Source organism: Bacillus sp. BP-3 (assembly GCF_028401955.1).
Lineage (GTDB): Bacteria > Bacillota > Bacilli > Bacillales > Bacillaceae_G > Bacillus_A.
Map to the genome: position 1 here is coordinate 62,636 of NZ_JAQOTJ010000013.1, position 26,566 is coordinate 89,201.

Here is a 26,566-nt window from a genome sequence, read left to right on the forward strand (position 1 = left end):
ACAGAAAAGTCTTTAAAGTTATAAAATTAAAAATGGAAAATAAAAGAAGAAGGAGGTGTGCGTGATGATTGTAATCGTATATATGACTGGCTTACATGTTTTACACAATAAATATCATCACGCAACCTCTACGGACAAATAACGCTTCTTGTTAGCCTGAAAAGAAAGCGTACGTTGCGTGTGCCGTAACGTACGCTTTTATGCGTTTTTCGCATATCGTCAAAGCGACGGTATGCCTTTTTTTGTCTTTTTTTTTTAGATTGTTCCTATACATTTGTATAGTTTCAATAAGTAATTTTAGAAAGGTAGGAATGACGATGGAAAAGTATGAGGTGCGTATGGTAAAAACGGAGACGCTAGATAGCGGATAACGAGTCTATGTTTATACAACAACGAGAAGGGAGAGGTTATATTGTTTTCTGTATTACAAAAATTAACATGGTTTTTTAAAACGCATTGGAAAAGGTATAGCATTGCGATTGTTTGTTTACTTTTTGTCAATGTCATTGAGGTGATCCCGCCAAAATTAATTGGATTAGCAATTGATGATATAAAAGCTGGGGATTTAACAAATGCGGGAATTATGAAGTATGTAGGGATGTTGCTCATGGCAGCAGCTGCAGGTTATGTACTTTCTTATGTGTGGCAATATCAGTTATTTGGCGGTGCATTTGTGCTTGAAAAAACGATGCGTACGAAATTTATGGGACATTTGCTGAAGATGACGCCAACTTTTTATCAGAAAAACCGTACAGGTGATTTAATGGCGAGGGCAACGAATGATTTAAAAGCAATTGCCATGACAGCTGGATTTGGTATTTTAACGCTCGTTGATTCGAGTTTATATATGCTGACAATTGTGCTGATGATGGGCATTTCAATTAGTTGGAAGTTAACACTTGCAGCACTATTACCGTTGCCGATTATGGCGTATGCAGTGAGTACTTATGGAAAGAAACTACATGATCGCTTTACAGTTGCTCAAGATACATTTGGCGATATGAACGATAAAGTGCTAGAGTCGATTGCTGGTGTACGTGTGATTCGTGCTTATGTACAGGAAAGAGAAGATGAGAAGCGCTTCAATACGTTAGCGACAGATGTGTATGAAAAGAATATGAAGGTCGCAAAAATTGATTCGCTTTTTCAACCGACAGTGAAAATGCTTGTGGGGATGAGTTATTTAATTGGCCTTGTGTACGGGGCGTTTTTAGTATTTCAAAATGAGGTAACGCTTGGGGAACTTGTATCGTTTAATGTGTACCTTGGCATGATGATTTGGCCGATGTTTGCGATTGGGGAGCTGATTAATGTCATGCAGCGCGGGAATGCGTCGCTTGATCGTGTAAATGAAACGTTAGCATATAAGCAAGATGTACAAAACGTAAAGAAACCTGTACGTGTACATCAGCCAGACTGTATTGATTTTGAAGATGTATCTTTTTCTTACCCGACATCTTCTACGTTCAATTTAAAAAACGTTTCGTTTTCGCTTAGCAGAGGAGAAACGCTTGGGATTGTTGGAAGAACAGGAAGCGGAAAAACAACGCTCGTTCGGCAGCTTCTGCGTCAGTATCCACTTGGGACAGGGGAAATTGCAGTGTCAGGTATACCGATGCAAAATATTCATATCGATCAAGTATTAAGCTGGGTTGGATATGTTCCGCAAGAACACATTCTATTTTCCAAAACAGCGCGGGAAAATATTTTATTTGGGAACGGAGAAGCGAGTGAAGAGGAGCTGCAAAAGGCCATTGAAATTGCTGCTTTTACGAAAGACTTGGAATTTTTGCCGGATGGACTTGAAACGCTTGTTGGAGAAAAAGGTGTATCGCTATCTGGCGGGCAAAAACAGCGTATTTCCATTGCACGTGCAGTCATTCAAAATCCAGAAATTTTAATTTTAGACGATTCGTTATCAGCAGTTGATGCAAGAACGGAAGCCACAATTATTGAAAATATTAGGAAAGAACGAAGCGGAAAAACGACGATTATTACGACGCATCGTTTATCAGCAACGCAGCATGCGGATTGGATTCTTGTGATGGATAATGGGAAAATTGTTGAAGAAGGAACGCATAATATGCTGATTCAAAAGGGCGGTTGGTATACAGAACAGTTTGAAAGACAACAAGGGGAAATCGTAGAAGGCGAGGTGAAAATATGAGTGTTGGAAAACGATTATTTCAATATGCGATGAAAGTAAAAACAACGATTGGCATTGCTTTAGCGATGTTATTTATTTTCGTTATTGCGGAATTAGCTGGGCCGTTTGTGGCAAAAACGATGATTGATGAACATATTGTTGGCATTGAAAGGCCTTGGTATGAAACAGTAGAAGGAGATGATGCTGTTTTTTATCACAACACTTGGTATAAGCGAAGTGATCGGTTTGAAGCAGGCGAGCAGAAAGGAAAAGAAGTGCGCATTGTTCAAATTGGCCGCGACTATTATTTTATTCCGAATAAATTTTCACTGGAAGGAACGCGCTCTGTAAAAGGAGACATGGTGACGATTCAACAAGGGAAAGCGGCGCAAGTATATAAAGGAACTAAGCTTACAGGGAAGGAAGTTTTCTCGTTTTATCAACCAGAAATAAAACGATTATTGTTACTCGGAGGTGGATATTTAGCTCTTTTACTTGTTGTATCCCTCTTTGCGTATGGAAAACAATTTTATTTACAAAAAGCAGCGAATAAAATTATTCAAATTATGCGAGAAGACGTGTTTTCTCACATTCAAACATTACCGATTCGCTACTTTGATCATTTACCCGCCGGGAAAATTGTTTCTCGTGTGACAAATGATACGGAGGCGATTCGCGAGCTATATGTAACGGTATTATCGACATTCTTTTCTAGCTTTATTTATATTATTGGTATTTTTGTTGCCTTGTTCTTATTGGATGCAAAGCTTGCGCTTATGTGTTTAATCTTAATTCCGATTTTATGTGTGTGGGCAATTTTTTATCGAAAATATGCATCTGTATACAATCATAAAATGCGCTCACGTTTGTCGGACATTAATGGAAAAGTGAATGAATCCATTCAAGGGATGCCGATCATTCAAGCGTTTCGTCAAGAACGTGCGACAAAGCAAGAATTTGAACAATTAAACGAAGAGTATTATATGTACCAAAATAAAATTTTAAGTTTAAATGCAGCAACGTCTCATAACTTAGTTGGCGTACTCCGCAACATTGCATTTACTGGTGTGATTTGGTACTTTGGCGGCGCGTCATTAAGTGCAGCAGGAGTGATTTCGTTAGGTGTGTTATACGCGTTCGTTGATTATTTAACGCGATTATTCTCACCAATTACAAATATGGTGAATCAGTTAGCGAACTTAGAGCAAGCGCGCGTTGCTGCTGAGCGTGTGTTTGAATTGTTAGATGAAAAGGGAGAAACGGTGCGGGAAGAGCACATTCCGCAAATGCAAGGAAATGTTCGTTTTGATAATGTTTCGTTTTCTTATAATGGGAAAGATGAAGTGTTGCAGAATATTTCCTTTGATGCGAAGAAAGGGGAAACAATTGCGTTAGTCGGCCATACTGGATCAGGAAAAAGCTCGATTATGAATGTACTCTTTCAGTTTTATGAATTTCAAAAAGGCAGCATCAAAATTGATGGATACGATATAAAAGACATTCCAAAACAAGCGCTTCGCGAACATATGGGAATTGTTCTGCAAGATCCATTTCTATTTACAGGAACAGTTGCTTCTAATGTAAGTTTAGAGCAAGAACGTATTTCGAAAGAAACGATTGTGAAAGCGCTGCGTGACGTTGGAGCAGAACGTTTTGCGGGTAACATTGAGGAAGAAATAACGGAAAAAGGAAGTACGCTTTCGACAGGTGAAAGGCAGCTTATTTCTTTCGCCCGGGCACTTGCCTTTGATCCAGCCATTTTAATTTTAGATGAAGCAACATCTAGCATCGATACGGAAACAGAGGCAGTAATTCAACAGGCGCTCGAAGTCGTGAAAAAAGGGCGAACGACATTTATTATTGCCCACCGTTTATCAACGATAAAAAGTGCTGACCAAATTATCGTACTAGATCGTGGAACGATTCTTGAAAAAGGTTCGCATGAAGAGTTGATGGAAAAGCAAGGACGTTACTATGAAATGTATAATACACAAATGGCAAATAGTCAAAGTGCGTAACGTTCACGGAATGTTCAGATAATTTTAAAGTAATGTTTACAAGTAGGACGTATTTCCCCTTTGTCTATATGGTACGTTGAACAAAAGGGGGAATATAAATGGAGGAATTATCAGTTACTTTTAACATTGCGTTCTTTTTGTTATTATGCGGAATGATTGGATATTGTGTGTTAGATTCTTGAAGAACTTGCCAAAGTAGCAAGTTCTTTTTTTGTGCTTCGATGTTCACATGATTGATTTTGATTGAAAAGGATACACTAAGTGAGAACATTTTGATTGAAAAATGTTGCAAGATTGAATAGAATACGTTAATGTTATTCTTAAATTCCTATCAGAATACTTGGAGGATTACTATCATGAAAAAATTACTTTCATTTTTCGTACTTGCACTACTAGTTGTAGGAGTTGTAGCAGGTTGCGGAAAACAAGCAAAAGATAATACAGCGCCAAGCACTAGCAAAGATGCGCTTGAGCAAATTAAGAAGAGCGGAGAGCTTGTTGTTGGAACAGAAGGTACATACCCGCCGTTCACATTCCATGATGGAAATGGAAAGTTAACTGGGTTTGATGTTGAAATTGCAGAAGAAGTAGCAAAACGTCTTGGGGTGAAAGCAGTATTTAAAGAAACACAATGGGACAGCTTATTTGCTGGACTTGATGCAAAGCGTGTTGATATGATTGCGAACGAAGTCGGAATTCGTGAAGATCGCCAAAAGAAATATGATTTTTCTAATCCATACGTATCATCTTCAGCAGTACTTGTGATTCCAAAAGATAAAGATAAACCAGCGAAATTCACAGATGTGAAAGGTTTAAAAGCAGCACAGTCTTTAACAAGTAACTTCAGCGACATCGCGAAGAAAAACGGTGCAGAAATCGTTGGGGTAGAAGGATTTAACCAAGCGGTTGAATTATTAAACTCTGGACGCGTTGATTTCACAATTAATGATCGTTTATCTGTGTTGAATTATTTAAAAACAAAACCAGATGCAAAAGTAAAAATTGTTGATACAGAAAAAGAAGCATCAAAAAGTGGTTTAATGTTCCGTAAAGGCAGCGACAAATTGGTTGCTGAAGTAAACAAAGCATTAGATGACATGAAAAAAGACGGCACATACGAAAAAATATCGAAGAAATGGTTTGGTGAAGATGTATCTAAGTAATGCTATATTGGATTTAGATCGATTATCTGTTTGGATTGATATAACAAAAGCATCCTTCATGCCTATGCTGAAGGGTGCTCTTTTCAATACGATACCGCTCACATTGATTACATTTATAATTGGTTTAGCGTTAGCAACGGTAACAGCGCTATGCCGCATCTCGGGAAATCGTGTGCTAGAGTGGATTGCACGCATCTATGTATCTATTATTCGCGGGACACCGCTTCTTGTTCAGTTATTTATTATTTTTTATGGACTGCCGACAATAGGGATTACAATTAATTCCTTTCCAGCAGCGATCATTGGATTTTCGTTAAATGTCGGAGCGTACGCTTCAGAAATTATTCGCGCTTCGATTTTATCGATTCCGAAAGGGCAATGGGAGGCGGCTTATACAATTGGTATGTCGTACCCGCAAGCGCTGCGCCGCGTTATTCTGCCACAGGCAACGCGCGTTTCGATTCCGCCTCTATCCAATACATTTATTAGTTTGATTAAAGACACATCGCTGGCGTCATTAATTTTAGTAACAGAAATGTTTCGGAAAGCGCAGGAAATTGCAGCGACAAACTATGAATTTTTAATTGTTTATACAGAAGCAGGACTGATTTACTGGGTCATTTGTTTCTTACTATCGATTGTACAGCAAATGCTTGAAAAACGAGCGGAGCGTTATGTTTTAAAATAATCCTTGTTAAAAGGAGTTTTTGTTTTTATGATTTCAATTCAACATTTACAAAAAAGTTTCGGTGATAACACCGTTTTGAAGCAAATTGATATGGAAGTAGATAAAGGTGAAGTTGTTGTTATTATAGGGCCTTCTGGTTCGGGGAAGACAACATTGCTTCGTTGTCTAAACGTACTAGAAAAACCGAATAGTGGTGTCATTCGTATCGGTAAGGAAACACTCGATTTTTCGAAAAAAGTGACGAAGCGTGATATTGTGCAGTTGCGCACGCAAACAGGTATGGTGTTTCAACATCACAATTTATTCCCGCATTTTACAGCGCGTGAAAATGTAATGGAAGGCCTTGTCACAGTGAAGAACGTATCAAAAGAGAAGGCAAAAGAAAAAGCGGAGTACTTTCTGAGAAAAGTAGGACTCGGTGATAAGATGGATTTATATCCATTCCAGCTTTCAGGTGGACAGCAGCAGCGCGTAGGGATTGCGCGCGCGCTAGCGATGGAGCCGCAAGTCATTTTGTTTGATGAACCGACATCAGCACTTGACCCTGAACTTGTGCAAGAAGTGCTAAAAGTAATGAAAGAACTTGCACAGGAAGGTATGACAATGGTCATTGTTACGCATGAGATGCGCTTTGCACATCAAATTGCGAACCGTGTTATTTTTATGGATGGCGGTGTCATTGTGGAACAAGGTACACCGGAAGAAGTTTTGGTACATCCGAAAGAAGAACGTACGAAAAAGTTTTTACAAATGCTGCAGTAATATAGAAAGGTCTCAAGCGATGCTTGAGACCTTTTTGCCATATATATTTATTTGTGAAACCCGCCAAGGCTTTGTTCAGCCATTGCTACTAAACGCTTTGTAATTTCTCCACCTACTGAACCATTAGCACGAGCTGTTGTATCTGCACCTAATGTTACTCCAAATTCAGTTGCAATTTCGTATTTCATTTGGTCTAAAGCACTCTCTGCACCAGGTACTACTAATTGGTTGGAATTACGGTTTGTCATAGTATATATCCTCCTTAGTGTGAGTTTTGGTTGGATTAGCTGGAGTTGAACCAGAATCGCCCCGTTTGGCACTAATCCATCGTGTGGAGTGATTGTACTCATAGTATGGATGATACGTAGAAAGATATGCGAGATATTGTTTTGTAAAATTTGTAAATTTAAACAAATGCCAAAAATTACACATGTTCTGTTTGCATAGAAAAAATGTGCTTTTACATACTATGAATACACCAATACAAGGAGGTGATATAACATGGCTAGAAACAATAGTCTTGCAGTTCCTGGTGCACAAAGCGCTTTAGATCAAATGAAGTATGAAATCGCAACTGAGTTCGGCGTACAACTTGGCCCAGATGCAACATCACGCGCAAACGGATCTGTTGGCGGTGAAATTACAAAACGTCTTGTATCTTATGCAGAGCAACATTTAGGTGGTTTCCAAAAATAAATGAAAATGGTTATAGGGGACGGGAATACCGTCCCTTTTTTGGAGGAATCAAAATGGCGATATGTCCGCTTTGTAATGCATTAGAACATAAAGAATATACTTGTCCTAATTGTACGAGCCAGCTGCAAGATTGCGGGAAAACAGTCGATTATCTAGGACCATATAGTGCATATCAGGATCAAGAACTGCTAGAGAAAGTTGATGGACTATCTGCACATGACTCACAGCAATATTGCCTTCATCTGTTATATTGTCCGGTTTGTGAAAGGCAAACCGAAGTCACTGTACAGCTCATATAAAAACCCGTCTCAGCAAAAAGTTGAGACGGGTTTTTCGTGTATTTACATTTCCTGTTTACTGTTTTTGTTCTGATTTAGATGACGGTAATAATGAAGCGGTGCGGTACATACTTTTTCAATTAAATCAACATTTTGTTTGGTAAAGGCGGAGTAACTAGGGTTTAAATTGATATGATAGAGCCAAACAGCACCGTTATTGTCCATTACAATCGAAAGTTCTAATTCAAATAAGTGAGAAAAGGCATTTTCTAAAGTTTGAGGGACTTCTTTCGTAATGTTGTGTAAACTATCCTGCAGCAGTGTAAAGTCAATCTTAGATAGCTGATGTTGCCACTTTGTAAACGGAATACAACGTATTTGCTGTGTAAGAGGAAATAAGAAAGAATAAGGTGTGTCGTCTATTTGGATTAGCCTTGCTTGTTCTTCCCATATACCGTTTTTGTTTTTTTGTAAAAAAGAACGAATATGCACAGGGGATGTTCGCACCATAGATTGTACGTTATACTCACATGTTTGCAGCGCCGATTGTAACCAAGATAAAAATGGTTCTTTTGTTTGGAATGTTTTTGTCAAACATTGATTTTGTTCTAATGTAGTAACATGAAACATTCGGTTTTGATAAGAAATGTGATGAATGCTTTGTTTTGAAAATGGATGACAGGGCTTTAAAATCACATCTTTTTTTGTCTGTAATAATTGCAGAGTTGTCTTTTCATTTGCATGTTTGATTACTGGAACATATGGTGCTAGCTTTTTGTTTGTGGCAAGAGTTTCATACATATCGGCTTCATTTGGAAGTTCAGCGTTTAAAAATACGGATTGCGGGCGGCTTTGCAACCATTTGATAATTGGGAGCGCCTTCTTCATATTTTTTTCAGTTTTGTATGTGCATCGATTATAGATGTGAGATGGAATGGAGAATTGCTTTTCTACCCAATCTTGCTGATTGGCATCAAAAACAAGTCCGTTCACAAGCTCTGTTTGGGGATTGATGCTAAAGGGAGTAAACTGGGCAACGGTAATGTGATGGAAGCATGAGCGTTTTGCAATTTCTGTGTAGTATTCTCGCTCATGATGGAAACGTGATGTTAATAGTCCGAGAACCATAAGACAACCTCCTTTTATAGGGAACTAAACATGTATCTACTTGAGTAATATTCACAGAAATGTGTCTTATACCAACTATGAGTACTATTTTTAATGAATTGACTAGTATCTCGTTTACTGGCGCATTGTATAGCAGTTATAATGGAGGGTATGTGTATAAATCGATTAAAAACCCCTTTCTTTTTAGGTTGGATTTTTTGCTACATGCAAGAATGAAAACAAAGGGAGAAAGTAAGTGGCGATTTATATGTTAAAAAATGAAAATGGATTTATATATAAGAAACGGAAGGTTGATATATTGTGAATATGTGGCTAAATCTGCTAACAACGTCAGGAATAGGTGCGGTTATTGGCGGATATACAAATCATCTTGCCATTAAAATGTTATTTCGACCGCATCATCCAAAATATATTGGGAAGTTTCGGGTACCCTTTACGCCTGGATTAATTCCGAAGCGCCGGGATGAGTTAGCTGTACAATTAGGGAAGATGGTTGTTGATCATTTATTAACACCAGAAGGAATTGAGAAGAAGTTAACAAATGAGTTGTTTCATCAAGAGCTTATCGGTTGGGCTCAAACAGCAGTGGACAAAGTTCTAATGAATGAGCAAACATTGCATGAAGTGTTAGAGCAACTGGATATGATTCATATGGAAGAACGAGTTACAAAGCAAATTGAAGGTATCATAATACATAAAGTAGATTCATTATTTGAAACCTATCGTGCTTATACATGGGAACAAGCTCTGCCGCTGTCTATTCATGAAAAGATTGACGAGAAAATGCCAGATGCAGCTGCTTTTATTATCCGAAAAGCTATGGATTTCTTTGAAAGTGCAGAAGGAAAACAACGTCTCTCTAAAATGATTGATGACTTTTTTGCATCGCGTGGTACATTATTAAATTTGGTGGGCATGTTTTTAGGGAATGTAAGTTTAGTCGACAAGTTGCAGCCAGAAGTGATTAAGTTTTTGCAGCAAGAGGGAACGAAACAATTGCTGTCTGATGTGATGAGAAAAGAGTGGGAAAAGCTGAAACAGCGTGAAGTGAGTGAAGTAGAAGCATTCATTTCAAAAGAAGCTGTCCTAAAAGGCATTCTGTCTTTTGTGAAAGTAGAACGAACGGTAAGTACTGTATTCAATCAATCTGTTCGCGATGTATGTGCTCCGATTCGTGATAATGTAAGAAATAATGTGATTCCAAGTGTTGTGCGCAATGGACTGCAGTGGGCGACGAATCATATCGGGGATATTATGCAGCGCTTGCATTTAGCTGATATTGTCCAGCAAGAAGTAGAATCATTTCCAATTGAGCGTATAGAAGAACTGGTTTTATCTATTACAAAAAGTGAATTGAAAATGATTACGTATTTAGGTGCATTACTTGGTGGTGTAATTGGAGCTCTGCAAGGCTTATTATTAATTGTTATGTCATAAGGTGAATTTACTTCACATATGATACATAGTCTGATATCGTAGGAAGAGTATGTAAGGAACGAAAACATATAAACAATGTGATAATGTATCGCATTGCAAGGAGGATATATATAATGGCAAAAAACATGCATGATGTGGCGTATGAATTACAAAAAGCAATTGCAGAACATCCTGATTTTCAATTATTAAAAGTGAGCTATGCAGAAGTACAAGCAGATGCAGATGCGAAACAACTATTTGATCGTTTCCGTATGATGCAAATGGAGCTTCAACAAAAAATGATGCAAGGCGAGCAATTAACAGAAGAAGATAACCAAAAAGCGCAAGAAGTTGTAGCAATGGTACAACAAAACGCAAAAATTACAAACTTAATGCAAGCAGAGCAACGTTTAAATGTTTTAATCGGCGATGTAAACAAAATTACGATGAAGCCGCTTGAAGACTTATATAACGAACATATGTAATCATAAGGAAGAGACACTTTCTCGTTAGCGAGGAAGTGTTTTTTTATTTTTACAAAAGGGTGATGTAATCCATTGTTTTGGACGAAATATTTAAATAAGAGGAATTAGAATCGTTAATTGAGGAAGTCATCATTCTTGTTCATGAACACCTTCCTGAATTAGATATTCGTGAACAAAAGAAGCATATGAGATATGCGAAGTGATAAAAAGAAAGGTGTTTTCATGTTTTGAAAACACCTTTTTACTTTATTTAGAAACAAACGGATGCCCTTGAAAGTAAAAGCGCCATGGATAGTGCACCGCCTCTTCAGCGTAATCAATATTAATGCGCGGGCCTGCGGTAATGTTATATGTATGAGAAAGATGATGTTCTGGAGAAACCTGTTCCATATAGAGTTCATCACTCGTAAGGAGAAGCCCTTTTTGCTCTAATGTAATTCCCATTGCTTTGCAGAGCTTTCCAGGTCCATTTGTTAAGTTTTTGAACTGTGATTTTGTAATTGCTGTTTTTCCGTATCTTGCTTGTTTCATCTCTTCAATGCCGTCTACTGGCTCTAAAGCCCGAATTAACACACCTTGCGGGGTTCCTGCTGGTGCTGTAATGACATTAAAACAATGGTACATACCATAAATAAGATATACGTAAGCATGGCCGGGAGATTCGTACATAATTTCTGTTCGTTCTGTGCGGCGGCCGCCATAGCTATGTGCCGCTTTATCATCAGGTCCTTTATATGCTTCTACTTCGACAATGATTCCGCTTCGTTTTACTCCATCTACGACATGAACGAGTTTATGTCCAAGTAATCGCTTCGCAACGTCTAGTGTATCGCCTTCATACAAAGAAAGTGGCCATTTCATTTAGAAAACTCCTTTCGCAGCTTTGTATCTTATTAAAGCAAATTCATTGCACAAATGCCAATTCGTTCTAATTAACATTGTTGTTTCATAAATTAATGATAGAACAGTGCAGCTAAGAAAAGGGGGTACTGCATCATGATTTATCGTTTGTTAGCTCTTAATATAGATGGAACATTACTACTTTCAAATGGAAAGTTACAAAAAGGAACACGTGAAGCGATTGAGTTTGTAAAGAGAAAAGGTGTATACGTTACGTTCTTTACGAACCGAAACTTTCAATCTGCTCACAAAGTAGCGAAATCATTAAAATTGAATTCCTTATTGGTGACGCATGGCGGAGCATTTATTTCATCTTCATTAGATAAACCGTTAATTCAAAAACGATTATCAGAAGAAACAACATTTAATATTGTGCAGGTACTCGAACATTTTGAATGTAACGTTCGTATTTCTCATGAAAAGTTTTCCATTGGCAATCGCCATCAGCATACGCCAAATTTAATTGCCCGAACAGTTTTGTCCACTTCGGATCCACTCTTTTATCCGGTCCAATTTGTAGATTCGCTTGGCGATGCACTGCGTGATCAGCCAGTAGCTGCCCCGAAAATTGATGTGACATTTGCAAATCAAAGTGAAAAGCAACGTGCGCTTACGACTTTACAAAAATCATTTGAAAATGTGCAGTGTATTGAGTGCGGGAAAACACAAATCGAAATCGTACCGCCTCATGTATCAAAATTACGCGGACTACAATTATTAGGTGAACATCTTGGTATTGAGTTAAAAGAAATGGTAGCGATTGGAGATAGCTTCGAAGATTTAGATGTTATTGAAAGCGTTGGATTAGGAGTAGCCATGGGCAATGCCCCAACTGAATTGAAAAAAGCTGCCGATTGGATAACACGCTCCAATGATGAAAACGGCGTACAATATATGATCAAAGAACATTTTCGAAAACAGTTTCCAATTAAATTTTTAAACAATCATCTCCAAATGAAGAGATGGTAATCGGAAATCTCAGGCGGGTGCCTGAGATTTCTTTGTGATATATCAGCGATTGATAGAAAGATAAAGACCGTTCGACATAAATGGATTCGAGAAGAATGTATAATTTACTGTTATGTAAACAAAAAGAGATATGCACTCGTTTTGCCCTTTTGTTTTATAGCGCCGCACATGGCAGAAAAAGGCCCTGACCGCCTAAATCTTCTCGCTTATTTAAAAAAAAGAGGGGTTTTCCCATCCCAGGAGTTCCTTGTTGACCTCCTATCACCCTTCAAGTAAACTAAAGGAAGTTTGAAAATAGAAAAGGTGATGATTGTTGTTAATTTCAATTAAAACGTTACAAGATGATCGTTTTTTACGTCCGCTGCAAAATATTAGCGGCTTATTTTTTGAAGAAAGTACAGTAGCATTTGAACAAGAAGATGCAAATATCATTGTTGATATAAACATAGAAGGAAATGTGACGGCTTCTGCTCGTTTAACAGAAACCCTGACTGGAAATGTGTATGAAGAGACGTTTTCTAAAGATTTATCGTCCTTTACGGAAGAAAAGGAACGTATGAAGCAAGTAAAACATGTTGTTTCTTATGTATATTTATCTGTTCTTCAGCAGTTAACAGGCGTGGAGCAAAAGTGGGGAATTTTAACAGGTGTGCGTCCAACAAAGCTTCTTCATAAAATGCTGCAAAGCGGTATGTCAAAAAAAGCAGCACATCATGAACTGCGTGAAAGCTATTTAATTCATGAGGAAAAAATTGAGCTGATGCAACGTATTGTTGATTGCCAATTATCTGTTGTGCCAGATTTATATCGTTTAAAAGAAGAAGTAAGTATTTATATTGGGATTCCGTTCTGTCCAACGAAATGTGCATATTGTACATTCCCAGCTTATGCAATTAATGGACGTCAAGGATCTGTTGATTCATTCTTAGGCGGTTTGCATTATGAAGTTCGTGAAATTGGTAAGTTTTTAAAAGAAAAAGGCGTGAAAGTAACGACGATTTACTACGGCGGCGGTACGCCGACAAGTATTACAGCTGAAGAAATGGACATGCTGTATGAAGAAATGTATGAGTCGTTTCCAGATGTAAAGCAAGTTCGTGAAGTAACAGTAGAAGCAGGGCGTCCAGATACAATTACACCAGAGAAGCTAGATGTGTTAAACAAATGGAATATCGACCGCATTAGTATTAATCCGCAGTCGTACCATCAAGAAACATTAAAAGCAATTGGACGTCATCATACAGTAGAAGAAACGATTGAAAAGTATCACCTTGCTCGCGAAATGGGTATGAACAATATTAATATGGACTTAATTATCGGTCTTCCAGGTGAAGGATTAGATATCTTTAAACATACGCTAGAAGAAACAGAAAAGCTTATGCCAGAATCGTTAACGGTGCACACATTATCCTTTAAGCGTGCTTCTGAAATGACGCAAAATAAGCGTAAATATAAAGTGGCAGGCCGCGAAGAGATTACCGCGATGATGCATGAAGCAGAAGAGTGGACGAAAGAGCATCATTACGTACCATATTATTTATATCGTCAAAAGAATATTTTAGGTAACTTAGAGAACGTTGGCTATGCAATGCCAAGCCAAGAAAGTATTTATAATATCGTCATTATGGAAGAAGTGCAGTCTATTATCGGTCTTGGCTGCGGTGCATCAAGTAAATTTGTTCATCCAAAGACGGGTGCGATTACGCACTTTGCGAACCCGAAAGATCCAAAGTCATATAATGATGGCTATATAAAGTATACAGAAGATAAACTTAAAATTTTACAAGAGTTATTCGGATAAGAAACCGCCAGTTTGGCGGTTTCTTTTTTTGTAAAAGGTTGTCGAGAATGATCAGAAAAAGGAAGTAAAAATGAGCAGGAAATGTCTATTTGTGAACGAATTCATAAAATTATGAAAATTAAAAGGGGGAACATGCGGTATGTACATGACTGTTGGCAGAATTTTTGATTTAGCTGTGCAAAAATATCCACAGAAAGAAGCGTTAGTAGAACCTGCAAAAAACATTCGCTTTACATATAAACAGTGGGATATGGAAGTAAATAAAACGGCAAACGCACTTCTTGCAGAAGGCGTACGAAAAGGAGACCGCGTTTCTGTTTACTTATATAATTCACATGAATTTGTAACAGTTTACCTCGCTTGTGCGAAGATTGGCGCAATCTTTAACCCGATCAATTTCCGTTTAAAAGCGAAAGAAGTTTCCTACATACTGCAAGATGCTTCCTCTAAAGTTGTTGTGTTTGAAAAAGAAGTTGAATCAACAATTGCGTTAATTGAACGTGACTTTCCGCATACTTCATTTTGGTACATTGAAGAGGACACGCCGTCCTATGCCGCTTCTTATCATGAAAAAGTAAATGAAGCAAAGGCAGAACCGACAAGTATTGAAGTGGATGAAATGGATTATTGCTCGATGCTTTATACGAGCGGTACGACTGGGAATCCAAAAGGAGTGCTGCACCGCCACCGGGACATGGCTGAACATAGTATGATTTGTACATATTATATAAAATATACACGTAATAGCGTTGGATTAGTTGTTGCTCCGCTATATCATTGCGGCGAATTGAACGCCGGTATTTTGCCACGAATTCAAGTTGGCGGGAAAAACGTTATTTTGCATCATTTTGATACGAAAACAGTGCTAGACACAATTCAAGAAGAGAAAATTACAACGTTCTTCGCAGCACCGACAATGTGGAATATGCTACTGCAAGAAGATTTATCAAAATATGATTTAACCTCAATGAAGATAGGAGTTTACGGTGGAGCGGCAATGGCGCCGGCGCTTGTGAAAGAATGTAAAGAACGTCTGTATATCGATCTTGTGCAAATTTACGGGATGACAGAGTTTGGACCTGTTATAGCGTTTCTTGTAGAAGAAGATCAAATTACAAAAGCAGGATCAGCAGGGACACCTTGCTTTAGTCATGAAGTGCGCATCGTGAAATCAAATGAAGATGAACCATCAGAACCAGACGATGTACTTGCGCCTTACGAAGTTGGAGAAATCATTATACGCGGGACAAGTATGATGGCTGGATACTATAACCGCGAAGAAGCAACCAAAAAAGTAATGTATAAAGGTTGGTATCATTCCGGTGATCTTGGCTATTTTGATAAAGATGGTTATTTATACGTGGCAGATCGTGTTGACGATATGGTCATTAGCGGGGGTGTGAACGTTTATCCGCGCGAAATTGAAGACTTCTTGCATAGCCATAATGGTGTTTTAGATGTGGCTGTACTTGGAGAACCAGATGAACTATGGGGCGAGCGCGTCGTCGCGGTAGTTGTGAAGAAAGATGAGTCATTAACAGAAGAAGAATTAGAACGTTACTGTAAGGAAAGTGATGAATTAGCTGATTATAAACGTCCTCGTCGTTACGAATTCGCGAAAGAACTGCCGCGTAATGCGAGCGGGAAACTACAGAAATTTATACTCCGTGAATCTTTGAAGGAAGCGAAGAAATCTTAGGGTAGCGTAGAAGCGCAGCTGCAGTTTTGTAGCTGTGTTTTTTTTATAATTTTGTTATAATAATTGGAAATTTAATATTTTTATTTTTCGATATATTTTTTTATCAATGTGCATGTATCGATTGATAAAACAGAAAATCTGATTAAGATGTCTGTTGAATATTGATGTGATATGCAAGAAAAGGAAGTAGGATGATGGAGAAAAAGGTGAAAGATAGAATGAATGCTATGCAGCTACTTTATGTCTTGTTAGCTGTATTCGGGTTCGTTCCAGGTATTTTGACGGGGATGATTTTTGATGCACCAGGCTCAGAAAATGACATTTTCAGGCAGTGCATTTTCTATTCCTATCCTTGTTTTGTCTTAACATTTTTAGTAACAGCAATACTGGCAAGAATATTTTATCAAAGAGGTCAATATAAGGTAGTCAGATGGCTCAATATACTTCCTCTCTTTTGGTTCTTTTGGTTTGCTTTTTGGTTTTATTATTGGGTGCTGCAGGAAAAATAATGAAAAGGTATTAGGATATTTAGAGTTGTTAGCTTGATGAATTCAAACATGTATGTTTCAAGGCCAAAGTAATATAGCTGATTATCAGTTACACGACTACTCGGAGTTTTTTAGTATTGATTTTCGTATGCGGAAGTCAGTAGCTAATGCTTAAATTTACTCGCAATTTCGCTCGTTAAGTCCAATGTGGATTATCATTTTATATTTTGAATCCGAATTATAAAATCCATTCATGATAGAATAGGAAAAGTGAATTCAACTGAGAAAGGACTTCATATGAGAATTAATAAATTCGTTAGTGAAACAGGTTATTATTCAAGAAGAGAAACGAATCGTCTCATTGCCGAAAAGCGAATTACTGTGAATGGCGAAATTTGTGAACCTGGACAAGAAGTAGAGCCTGATGACATTGTACTTGTTGATGGGAAGCCGATTCCTAAGAAGACACATCCCATTTATATTGCATTAAATAAACCGGTAGGGATTACTTGTACAGCGGCGAAGCATATTGAAGGAAATATTATCGATTTTGTTAATTATCCGGAACGCATTTTTCCAATTGGCCGCTTGGATAAAGCATCACAAGGATTAATTTTAATGACAAATGACGGTGATATCGTTAATAAAATGATGCGCTCCGAATATGGTCATGAGAAAGAATATATTGTCACAGTTGATAAGCCATTTGACGATGCGTTCTTAAAAGGAATGGCCGGCGGTGTTACAATTCGTGATGGGAAAACGAATCCATGTGATATATATCGGATCAGCGACCTTGTATTCCGAATTATTTTGACGCAAGGGATGAATCGGCAAATTCGCCGGATGTGCCGCGCATTTGGTTATACCGTTACGAGGTTAGAGCGCATTCGGATTATGAACATAACAATAGATGGAATAGAAACAGGGCAGTGGCGTGATTTGACTGAGGAGGAACTGAGTGAGCTCCTTGCACTGTTAGGATAAAAGAAAAAGAAGGAGGTGATTTTGGTCACCTCCTTCTACTTGTGAGTCGCCGATATAGTGCAGACCCGTCTTTCTTATTTACGTGTGAATCCTTCTTCATCAAGGTATTGTGCTGCTTCTTTGTAAGAGTTAAATGTACCATCTAACTGTATCCCAGCATAAACGTTCCACATATCTTCATCTTCTTTAATAAGAGTTAAGATATGTTTGTCCTCATTTATCCACTCTTCTTCTTGAAAGTTCTCCGCAATTACAACTTCTTCTACTGGTTCTTGTGAAAGGACAGCCATTGATTTTTCAAGTAAGGAGCGAAGTTCTTCCGCTGAAAAATCGCGGATGTTCACCATTCCTTTATCGTTCGTTTTGTAGCCTTTTAGATGCCCGGCATAGACAAACCCATTTCCGTTCGGGTGTAAATGGTATACAACATTCTTTTTGTCTAGACGGCTTTCTTCATAATGAAAATTAATGCGTCCTAGAGAGACATTTTTTCTTTCTAGCTCAGGAAATGATTCAATAATCGTTAATTTTTCTTCAAAAGTTAGCATAGGTCCTCCGTAATTGTAATTAATAATGTGATGGTTCATTATATCACTCTGCTTGTAAGTCCACAATCAGATAAGCGAGCAAGGCAACAAAGAAAATGCTGACAGCCGGTGCGGTAAATACATGTCCAGCTGTAAATGCGATGCCAATTGCAAGTACGATTGCCGTGCCAAGCAACATATATTTTATGGTTAAAATAGATTTGAAGTTTGTGAGAATGCGAAACGTAAGCATGATGCCGAAGTAAACAAGTGGTAGTAGGTACATGATGAATCCAATGATTCCGAACCAGAAGAATAGATCATGGAAGTCCCTTTCTATCACTTTTGGTGTTTTTTCATAGTTTCCGGCATATCCCATGCCTAACAATTTTTGTGATAGTGGTGCTTCTTGAAAGTACTTTTGGTGCATGATTAGATATTTGTCACGATCACTATAAATTAAACTGTTTACTTCTCCAGTTGTTAAAGCTCTTTCTTCTTGTTTATTAGGTTGTTGTTCTTGTTTATTAGGCTGCTGTTCTTGTTTATTAGGTTGTTGTTCTTGTTTATTAGGCTGTTGTTCTTGTTTATTTGTATGCTGTTTATTGTATATTTGTAAATGAATTCCCATGTTTTTGGCGATGGGGGTAAACGGCGTTACAATTATGATGCCTCCTAATACAATCAAGGCGAGCATTGTATTAATAAGCTGCGGACGGCTTCGCTTCATCATATATTCGATAAACGAAAAGAATAGTGCCACTCCTAATGTCAAAATACTAGATATGTATGCAACCTTTGTTCCTATCATAATACTGGAATATAGTGCTAGCATTGTCGGAATCCAGTAGTATGATTGCGTAAAAGAAGTTGTCTTATGAATCGAATATAGGACAACAACAGGGAATGTAATGGCTAAAATGGCACCGATTTCGTTTGCGGCATAAAACCATCCTTTCGAGCCGATTTTCTCAATTGTATAACTTTGATAGTCTGTGCCAGTTGCGATGGAAATGACCATCACAATACTCATGAATAAACTTGCATATAAGAAATACCGTAATAATGTATCGTACGAATTTTGCTTGTTCTGCAAAGTTTTAAATACAAGAATATATCCAAACAACATAACGATTGGATACATACATTTGGCCATAAACTTAACTTCTTCTCCAAGTGAAATTGGATGTTTTACAACGAGATTATTAAGAAGCCCAGCAGTCATAGCAACACCTAGTAGGCAAATATATGCGAAAGGCTTTTTATTTTTCTGATAAATAAATAGATAAATCATCGCAAGAAGCATCACGCTAAAACGTACAACAATACTTAACGTTGCATCCATATGTAACATTTGAATTGACAATGACGTTAACAAATCTAAGACGGGTTGCAGTGCGATGAATAATAGAAAGAAATACGTGAAATTCTGTTTCTTTTGTATCAATTTCGTACCCATTTTGTCCCCTTTCATAATCGAAGAAATGAATGTTGCTTTTTCACAATACACTATTTTATTGATATGGTAAATAAATGTAAAATAATTTAGTGTAAATTCGACAGAAAATTAAGAAAAAAGAAGGTTTTTGAAAGCCCTTTCTATAATTATATAAGGATAACAGATTATAGAAGGAGAGAGAGAGTTTATGACAGTTTCTAGCAAGGCGGAATCAGTAGTTTTACAATATGAAGGACGAGTTGCGACGATTATGTTAAATCGTCCAGAAGTATTAAATGCATTAGATGAGCAAACGTTAAAAGAATTATTACAAAAGTTAAAAGAAGTAGCTGAAAGTTCTGTTCATGTCGTTGTACTATGTGGAAACGGCCGTGGTTTTTCGGCGGGCGGCGATATTAAATCGATGTTAGCAAGCGGAGATGAAAGTGCGTTTGAAGGCATTATGAATACTATTTCAGAAATTATTGTAACGCTGTATACAATGCCAAAGCTTGTGATTAGTGCGATTCATGGTCCAACGGCAGGGCTTGGACTTAGCATTGCTTTAACAGCTGATTACGTAATGGCTGATATTTCATCTATTATTGCGATGAATTTTATTGGAATCGCTTTAATTCCAGATGGCGGCGGACATTTCTTCTTACAAAAGCGCCTTGGAGAGCATATGGCAAAAGAAATTATTTGGGAAGGAAAGAAATTACCAGCAACCGAAGCGCTTGAAATTGGCATGATTGATGAAGTAATCGGTGAGAACTTCCAAGATGCAGTGAAACAGAAAATTAGTGAATGGCTGCAAAAACCAATTGCAGCTATGATTCAAACGAAGCAAATTTTGGCTGAATTAAATCGTTCTTCGTTAGAGCAAGCGCTGCAGCTTGAAAAACGCGGTCAATATGCAATGAGAAGAACAGCGGACCACAGGGAAGGAATTACTGCGTTTTTAGAGAAGCGTCCGCCGGTGTTTAAAGGAGAATAAAAGTTTTACAAAAATAGAAAGTGTTAACACATTTTTTGTATAATGGTGTTAGCACTTTTTTCTTGAATCATAGAAGGAGATATGGATGAGTCGTAAACAAAAAAGAATAATTATGAGTATTATGGGGGTATGGCTACTCATATATGTGCTGTTACACCGTACACCAACCGCAGCAATTCGAACTGCGATGTTTCTATCTGGAAACCCAAAGGCAGCTATGCAAAGTGAGATTGAGAGAATGGAAGATCGATATGATGGCGTTGTACCAGATCACCTCCGCGCTTTTTACGGTGTGCCAGAGAAAGAGTATGAAAATTATCAATTTCCAGAAATACGTCACATGTCATCTAGCATTTATATGTCGTCAGCTTGTGTAAAAAAACATTGGTTTTTATATTCTGCAGAGTTAGGGTGTTATTAAGTATATAAATCTAGTTTATTTTTCAACATATAAGTCACTGCTATGTATGGTCAGCTGCTCTTGCCCGCTTAAAAAATTTATATTTACAATAGAAGAAAACGGAGGTGTCCTCATGTCAGTTTATAATAAAGTCGTCCGCGACCGTGTACCAGAAATGATTTTAATGTCTGGTAAAACATATACGTCAAAAAAATTAAGTAAACAAGAATACATAGAAGAATTATCGAAAGTCGGCATTGAAGAAATGCGTGAGTTTGCATCTATGCAAGAACGTGAGCATGCATTAGATTCTTTAGCTGATGCATTGGAAGTGATTAAAGCATTGGCGCAAGCAGAAGGGGTAACGTTAGAAGATGTTGAGCGTATTCGTAAAGAGAAAGAAGCGGAGCGCGGCGGATTTGAAAAAGGTGTGTATTTAATAGAAGTGAATGAAGAGTAAAGGGCATCGCAATACATGCGGTGCCTTTTACTCGCTATTCGCGGGCGGTAAGATCCTAACCTCAAGATTGTGTGGAATCTGAAGAAGATAGATGGAGCTCTTAAATAAATATATATTATTGGAGAGGTTGAAGTATGGGAATTATTAATAAACAGATAACTCTCAGTGAAATAGAGATAATAAGAAACTCATTAGATAAATTGCATGAATACCATAACAGTAAATCAAAATTTTTTTCTGGTGATTATCCAAAAATTACATTTGAGGAACGTATTGAAGAATATAAAAAAAATTCAAAGTATGGAGAGTACAGAATTGAATTATTGATTGAGTCAGAAACAGACAATATATTAGGATTTTGTATAGCATATAGTAAAAAAGTAAGCGGGAAGATTGAGGTTCTATTTGTTGATGAAAAATATCGAAGAAACGGATTGGGTTTGAAATTAATGAATAGTGCAATGGAATGGTTTAAAGAAAAACAAATATATGAAATTGAATTAACAGTAGTGTACGGGAATGAAGCTGTATCGTTTTATAAGAAATTGGGATTCTATCCACGTTCAATTATTATGACAACTAAATCATAACGAGATTATGAGGATATTTTCTTGTTCAACTAAAGGGTACTTTAATGAAATAAAGATCACAGGAATGATCGAACCTTGTTTCAAGTCTACAATGGAAGTTTCATTTTATTTCTATTATACTGAAAATTGGAAAGATAAAAGAGAGGGGAAAAACATATGGTACATAACGTTAAAGACACAATGGAACTTATTAAACAACTCGTTTCAATTCCAAGTCCATCTGGAAATACGAACACAATTATTCGTTTTATTGAGAACTATGTAAAAGAGTGGAATGTAGAAACGAAGCGTAACAATAAAGGCGGCCTTATTATAACAGTAAAAGGAGAAGACGATACGAAACAACGTCTCCTTACTGCTCACGTTGATACATTAGGCGCAATGGTAAAAGAAATTAAAGCGGACGGGCGTCTGCGATTATCCATGATTGGCGGATTTCGCTGGAATGCGGTTGAAGGAGAATATTGCGAAATCGAAACAGCGTGCGGTAAAACGTATACTGGTACAATTTTAATCCATCAAACGTCCGTACACGTATACAAAAATGCTGGAGAAGCAAAACGTGACGAACAAAACATGGAAGTTCGTATCGACGAGCGAGTATCTTCACCAGAAGAAGTACGTGAACTTGGCATCGAAGTAGGGGATTTCGTATCATTTGATCCGCGGGTGCAAATGACAGACAGCGGCTACATCAAATCTCGTCATTTAGATGACAAAGCAAGCGTAGCGATCTTACTGCAATTAATTAAAAGATTACAAGATGAAAATGTGAAACTGCCATACACAACGCATTTCTTAATCTCTAATAATGAAGAAATCGGTTATGGCGGTAACTCCAATATTCCAGAAGAAACAGTAGAATACTTGGCAGTTGATATGGGAGCGCTTGGCGATGGTCAAGCATCAGATGAATACACAGTATCAATCTGTGCGAAAGACTCGAGCGGTCCATACCACTATGCAATGCGCAAACATTTAGTAGAACTTGCGAAAGCAAACAATATTGAATATAAAGTAGACATCTATCCATTCTATGGATCTGACGCATCTGCCGCAATCCGCGCCGGAGCAGATGTGAAGCATGGACTTATTGGTCCTGGTATTGATGCGTCTCACGCTTATGAGCGTACACATGAGACATCAATTGCGCATACGGAGGCACTTATTTATGCGTATGTACAATCACAGTTAGTAGAAGAATAAGGAATAGAGAAAAGAGCTGATCTTTGGTGGAGGTTGGCTCTTTTTGTATGATAATAATATTTTTTAAAATTCATTTACTTTTACTAGATTACTTATATAATAAAAAATGAAAGCACTTACATTTATAGGAGGTTTGTGATGAGAAAAGTAAAGAAAGATAGAAAATCACGCTCAATTATGCAAACGCTTGCATTATCGACACTTGTATTAGGAACATCCTTGCTGTACACACCGGATTCATCATCATCCTATGCTGCCACTAACGACAATAATGTAGAGTGGAATGGTTTATTTCACGACCAAGGTCCTGTTTATGATAGCGCACCAGAGCCGACATCTGCTCAAAGTGTGACGCTAAAATTCCGGACGTTTAAGGGGGATACTACTGGTGTCAATATAAAGTACTATGATACTGCTGATGGATCGTTCCGTGTCATTCCGATGTCTTGGGTTTCCGGCGATTCTACGGGAACGTTTGATTATTGGCAAGGAACAATCCCGGCTAGTTCTTCGCGAAAATATTATCGTTTCCAAATTACTGATGGGTCTACTTCTGTTTGGTATAATGCAAACGGTCCTTCTACATCTGAACCATCATCAGGGGATTTTTATATTATCCCGAATTTTAAAACGCCAGATTGGATGAAAAATGGTGTGATGTATCAGATTTTTCCTGACCGCTTTTATAACGGTGATTCCTCGAATGATGTGCAAACGAATGCATACAAGTATGACGGCGCATCAACTGAGAAAAAAGCTTGGGGGAGCAGTGTCTATGCTGATCCTGGTCATACGAACAACCTTGTGTTCTTCGGCGGTGATTTGGCGGGAGTCAATCAGAAGCTCGGTTATATTAAACAAACACTAGGAGCAAACATCATTTACTTAAATCCGATTTTTAAATCTCCGTCTAACCATAAGTATGATACACAGGATTATAGGACTGTGGATCCTGCCTTTGGGACAAACGGAACTTTGCAAACGCTATCATCTAATATTCATAGCACAGCAAACGGGGAAAAAGGATATTTAGTATTAGATGGTGTATTTAACCATACCGGGGACACTCACCCGTGGTTTGATAAGTACAATCAATCTTCTTCTTTAGGAGCCTTTGAGTCTCAATCCAGCCAATGGTCTAATTATTATACATTCCAGTCTTGGCCGAATACATATGCTAGCTTTTTAGGATTCAACAGTTTGCCTAAGCTAGATTATGGAGTGAGTGGTTCACCGGTAAGAAATGAAATCTATAACAATAGTGATTCCGTAGCAAAAACATATTTAAAAGCCCCATATAACATTGATGGTTGGCGATTAGATGCACCTCAATATACAGATGCCGGCGGTGCAGATGCTGGTGGAGGAAATGGTAGTAGTTTGGTGAATCACCAAATTTGGTCTGAATTCCGAAGTGCTGTGAAGTCTGTAAACGGGAATGCAGCAATATTTGGCGAGTACTGGGGAAATGCAAATTCTTGGACAGGTCAAGGGAACCAATGGGATAGTACCACAAACTTTGACGGGTTTACACAACCAGTTTCTCAGTGGATCACAGGAAAAGATTACAATAGCAATGCAGCTTCCGTATCTACTTCCGGGTTTGACAGCTGGTTACGAGGGACACGTGCGAATTATCCAGCAAACGTGCAGCAAGCGATGAGCAACCATTTATCAAATCACGATATTTCACGCTTTGGCGAACGTGCTGGCGGTGATATTTGGAAGACATATTTAGCACTTATTTTCCAAATGACTTATGTTGGTACGCCAACAATCTATTACGGAGATGAATATGGCATGATGGGAGGCGCTGATCCTGACAACCGCCGTACATTTGACTGGTCACAAGGGACTACTTCCAATCGTGCTGTAGCTTTAACACAAAAACTCATCAGCATCCGTAACCAATACCCGGCATTAAGAACAGGCTCGTTCATGACGCTGCAAACAGATGATACAAATAAAATCTATTCTTATGGCCGCTTCGATGCAACAAACAGAATTGCAGTCGTACTTAACAATGATTCTGTCGGCCATAGCGTAACCGTTCCTGGCTGGCAGCTCAGCATGCAAAATGGCAGTGTTGTAACAGACAAACTAACTGGTAAAACGTACACAGTTCAGAATGGAACTGTTACTCTTACGGTTGATGGACATTACGGTGCGATTTTAGCGCAATAAATCGTATAATGAATCTATTTTTATAGATTGTTTTTGTTTTGCTAGCTAAGCTGAGCAAACGATTAACCTTGAAATTTTAAAGTGTTTTTGAAACGAGCGAAGGCTTCCTTGATCTTAGTTAGGGGGCCTTCGCTATTTTTGGATAGAATACCACTTTTGTCAGTATATAAATATGTAATTTTACATATTCGGCTAAGTCTATCTACATCTTTAAAACTTAATGCTAAGATTATCCAGGAAAGCAGCAAATCATTTTTGAAAATAAGGAGGAATTCAGATATGTTCGTTAAAAGAAAACTACCTATACTTACGTTCTTATTATTACTATTTAGTTTAATCGTCACTGTTTTTCCTACAAATTCTGCTTATGCAGATGAGAACAATCGTATACTTGATATTTATGGAGATCCAGTCAAGACATCTAAAGATTATATAATGGTACGTAAAATTTGGGATGGTAAGCCTCGGCGTGATGCTTACGCAGGTGTAGGTCAGAAGAGACTTGGAGTAACTTATGAGAAGTTTGCGGGTTGGCATTATGTAATTCAGTATAAAGATAAATCTTATTATGGTACTGCTGAGATTCATAAAGATACAAAAGGTAATGAGTACTATGGTACACCTATCAATTTTGAAACTCCAGATGGGATAGAAAGTGATGGATATATAAGACATAATACGCCAGTTACCATGTCAATGTGGATTGGAGGGCCAAATGCTGAGGCAGGAGGAATTAAAAAATATGTCAATGCAGGGAATCGCGGCTGGATTTATTTTAGCGACCAATCCAAAAGCACGTTAACAGTTTGGGAACAAAATGCAAAGGAAATCAATTTAATAACAGGTAAAACGGATTATCTGAGAGATAAAATGGGAAGACCTTGTGATTGGTACAGTGCAGATCCACAAAATTCTAGCTATGGAGTTACAACATATTTCGAGCTAGAGACTTCAGAGCAACCATTTTCAAATCAAGATAAACTATGGGGAAGTTCTGCGCCGCCATATCAATCTGGTTATGAATTAGTACCTTTATCATAAAACGATATGCAACAAACAAAAAAGCGAAGAATAATAAATATTCCTCGCTTTTTTATAATGAAATTCTAGGTGGAAGCGATGCTATGTATGGAGTAGCAT

Annotated in this window: 26 protein-coding genes; 21 read left to right on the forward strand and 5 right to left on the reverse strand. The window is 37.8% G+C overall.

Annotation, left to right across the window (positions count from 1 at the left end):
• Positions 1-412 precede the first annotated feature (412 nt).
• From PLX19_RS18865 to PLX19_RS18885, 5 genes are all read left to right on the forward strand, one after another.
• Positions 413-2,167 (forward strand): ABC transporter ATP-binding protein, encoded by a 1,755-nt coding sequence (locus PLX19_RS18865; protein WP_272190307.1) that lies wholly within the window; start codon positions 413-415, stop codon positions 2,165-2,167.
• Entirely contained in the window at positions 2,164-4,164 is a 2,001-nt protein-coding gene (locus tag PLX19_RS18870) for an ABC transporter ATP-binding protein (RefSeq protein ID WP_272190309.1), read from the forward strand. Before PLX19_RS18865 ends, PLX19_RS18870 begins: the two co-directional genes overlap by 4 nt.
• Positions 4,165-4,520: 356 nt before the next feature.
• Positions 4,521-5,327: an amino acid ABC transporter substrate-binding protein gene (locus PLX19_RS18875; protein WP_272190310.1), complete on the forward strand. Its 807-nt coding sequence runs from the start codon at positions 4,521-4,523 to the stop codon at positions 5,325-5,327.
• Complete coding sequence (locus PLX19_RS18880; protein WP_272190311.1) at positions 5,314-6,015, forward strand: amino acid ABC transporter permease; 702 nt, start codon at positions 5,314-5,316, stop codon at positions 6,013-6,015. Before PLX19_RS18875 ends, PLX19_RS18880 begins: the two co-directional genes overlap by 14 nt.
• A 27-nt stretch (positions 6,016-6,042) precedes the next feature.
• A complete protein-coding gene (locus tag PLX19_RS18885) occupies positions 6,043-6,777 on the forward strand; it encodes an amino acid ABC transporter ATP-binding protein (protein ID WP_272190312.1) in 735 nt (244 codons plus the stop codon).
• Between the two features lie 47 nt (positions 6,778-6,824).
• Here the strand turns inward: PLX19_RS18885 and PLX19_RS18890 are convergent, their stop codons facing one another.
• On the reverse strand, positions 6,825-7,025 hold the full coding sequence (locus PLX19_RS18890) for an alpha/beta-type small acid-soluble spore protein (RefSeq protein ID WP_020061040.1): 201 nt from the start codon (positions 7,023-7,025) through the stop codon (positions 6,825-6,827).
• Positions 7,026-7,278: 253 nt separating this feature from the next.
• Here PLX19_RS18890 and PLX19_RS18895 point away from each other — a divergent pair, with 253 nt between their 5' ends.
• Both PLX19_RS18895 and PLX19_RS18900 read left to right on the forward strand, forming a co-directional pair.
• Positions 7,279-7,473, forward strand: coding sequence for an alpha/beta-type small acid-soluble spore protein (locus tag PLX19_RS18895; protein ID WP_020061041.1), 195 nt, complete (start codon positions 7,279-7,281; stop codon positions 7,471-7,473).
• A 53-nt stretch (positions 7,474-7,526) separates the two neighbouring features.
• Entirely contained in the window at positions 7,527-7,772 is a 246-nt protein-coding gene (locus PLX19_RS18900; protein ID WP_272190313.1) for a hypothetical protein, read from the forward strand.
• Positions 7,773-7,814: 42 nt separating this feature from the next.
• Here the strand turns inward: PLX19_RS18900 and PLX19_RS18905 are convergent, their stop codons facing one another.
• Complete coding sequence (locus PLX19_RS18905) at positions 7,815-8,879, reverse strand: YheC/YheD family protein (RefSeq protein WP_272190314.1); 1,065 nt, start codon at positions 8,877-8,879, stop codon at positions 7,815-7,817.
• A 306-nt stretch (positions 8,880-9,185) separates the two neighbouring features.
• Here PLX19_RS18905 and PLX19_RS18910 point away from each other — a divergent pair, with 306 nt between their 5' ends.
• The gene (locus PLX19_RS18910) at positions 9,186-10,316 is read left to right on the forward strand and encodes a DUF445 domain-containing protein (protein WP_272190389.1); all 1,131 of its coding nucleotides are present in this window, start codon (positions 9,186-9,188) and stop codon (positions 10,314-10,316) included.
• Positions 10,317-10,429: 113 nt separating this feature from the next.
• Entirely contained in the window at positions 10,430-10,780 is a 351-nt protein-coding gene (locus PLX19_RS18915) for a YlbF family regulator (protein ID WP_272190315.1), read from the forward strand.
• Positions 10,781-11,026: 246 nt separating this feature from the next.
• Here PLX19_RS18915 and PLX19_RS18920 read toward each other — a convergent pair whose 3' ends face one another.
• The gene (locus PLX19_RS18920; protein ID WP_272190316.1) at positions 11,027-11,641 is read right to left on the reverse strand and encodes a DNA-3-methyladenine glycosylase; all 615 of its coding nucleotides are present in this window, start codon (positions 11,639-11,641) and stop codon (positions 11,027-11,029) included.
• A 135-nt stretch (positions 11,642-11,776) separates the two neighbouring features.
• Between PLX19_RS18920 and PLX19_RS18925 the strand changes: the two genes are divergently transcribed.
• The 5 genes from PLX19_RS18925 (at position 11,777) to PLX19_RS18945 (ending at position 17,624) form a co-directional block, all read left to right on the forward strand.
• Positions 11,777-12,649 (forward strand): Cof-type HAD-IIB family hydrolase, encoded by an 873-nt coding sequence (locus tag PLX19_RS18925; RefSeq protein WP_272190317.1) that lies wholly within the window; start codon positions 11,777-11,779, stop codon positions 12,647-12,649.
• Positions 12,650-12,959: 310 nt separating this feature from the next.
• The gene (locus PLX19_RS18930) at positions 12,960-14,450 is read left to right on the forward strand and encodes a coproporphyrinogen III oxidase (protein WP_272190318.1); all 1,491 of its coding nucleotides are present in this window, start codon (positions 12,960-12,962) and stop codon (positions 14,448-14,450) included.
• A 139-nt stretch (positions 14,451-14,589) separates the two neighbouring features.
• A complete protein-coding gene (locus PLX19_RS18935) occupies positions 14,590-16,149 on the forward strand; it encodes a fatty acid--CoA ligase (protein ID WP_272190319.1) in 1,560 nt (519 codons plus the stop codon).
• 194 nt (positions 16,150-16,343) lie between these two features.
• Positions 16,344-16,658: a hypothetical protein gene (locus PLX19_RS18940; RefSeq protein WP_272190320.1), complete on the forward strand. Its 315-nt coding sequence runs from the start codon at positions 16,344-16,346 to the stop codon at positions 16,656-16,658.
• A 276-nt stretch (positions 16,659-16,934) separates the two neighbouring features.
• The gene (locus PLX19_RS18945; RefSeq protein ID WP_272190321.1) at positions 16,935-17,624 is read left to right on the forward strand and encodes a pseudouridine synthase; all 690 of its coding nucleotides are present in this window, start codon (positions 16,935-16,937) and stop codon (positions 17,622-17,624) included.
• 74 nt (positions 17,625-17,698) lie between these two features.
• Here the strand turns inward: PLX19_RS18945 and PLX19_RS18950 are convergent, their stop codons facing one another.
• Both PLX19_RS18950 and PLX19_RS18955 read right to left on the reverse strand, forming a co-directional pair.
• Positions 17,699-18,172: a hypothetical protein gene (locus tag PLX19_RS18950; protein WP_272190390.1), complete on the reverse strand. Its 474-nt coding sequence runs from the start codon at positions 18,170-18,172 to the stop codon at positions 17,699-17,701.
• 43 nt (positions 18,173-18,215) lie between these two features.
• Entirely contained in the window at positions 18,216-19,610 is a 1,395-nt protein-coding gene (locus tag PLX19_RS18955; protein ID WP_272190323.1) for an O-antigen ligase family protein, read from the reverse strand.
• A gap of 187 nt (positions 19,611-19,797) precedes the next feature.
• On the opposite strand from PLX19_RS18955, the gene PLX19_RS18960 reads away from it, so the two are divergent.
• The 7 genes from PLX19_RS18960 to PLX19_RS18990 all read left to right on the forward strand — a co-directional run bounded on the left by PLX19_RS18960 (position 19,798) and on the right by PLX19_RS18990 (position 26,467).
• Positions 19,798-20,586 (forward strand): enoyl-CoA hydratase, encoded by a 789-nt coding sequence (locus tag PLX19_RS18960; protein ID WP_272190324.1) that lies wholly within the window; start codon positions 19,798-19,800, stop codon positions 20,584-20,586.
• A gap of 85 nt (positions 20,587-20,671) precedes the next feature.
• A complete protein-coding gene (locus PLX19_RS18965; RefSeq protein WP_272190325.1) occupies positions 20,672-21,007 on the forward strand; it encodes a hypothetical protein in 336 nt (111 codons plus the stop codon).
• A gap of 112 nt (positions 21,008-21,119) precedes the next feature.
• Positions 21,120-21,446 carry a nucleoside triphosphate pyrophosphohydrolase gene (locus PLX19_RS18970; RefSeq protein WP_272190326.1) on the forward strand — a complete coding sequence of 109 codons (327 nt, stop codon included), beginning with the start codon at positions 21,120-21,122 and terminating at the stop codon, positions 21,444-21,446.
• Between the two features lie 134 nt (positions 21,447-21,580).
• Positions 21,581-22,036, forward strand: a complete 456-nt coding sequence (locus PLX19_RS18975; protein WP_272190327.1) for a GNAT family N-acetyltransferase — start codon at positions 21,581-21,583, stop codon at positions 22,034-22,036.
• Positions 22,037-22,192: 156 nt separating this feature from the next.
• On the forward strand, positions 22,193-23,242 hold the full coding sequence (locus PLX19_RS18980) for a M42 family metallopeptidase (RefSeq protein ID WP_272190328.1): 1,050 nt from the start codon (positions 22,193-22,195) through the stop codon (positions 23,240-23,242).
• A gap of 138 nt (positions 23,243-23,380) precedes the next feature.
• Complete coding sequence (locus PLX19_RS18985; RefSeq protein WP_272190330.1) at positions 23,381-25,426, forward strand: glycoside hydrolase family 13 protein; 2,046 nt, start codon at positions 23,381-23,383, stop codon at positions 25,424-25,426.
• A 279-nt stretch (positions 25,427-25,705) separates the two neighbouring features.
• Entirely contained in the window at positions 25,706-26,467 is a 762-nt protein-coding gene (locus tag PLX19_RS18990; protein ID WP_272190331.1) for a hypothetical protein, read from the forward strand.
• Positions 26,468-26,566: the final 99 nt, after the last annotated feature.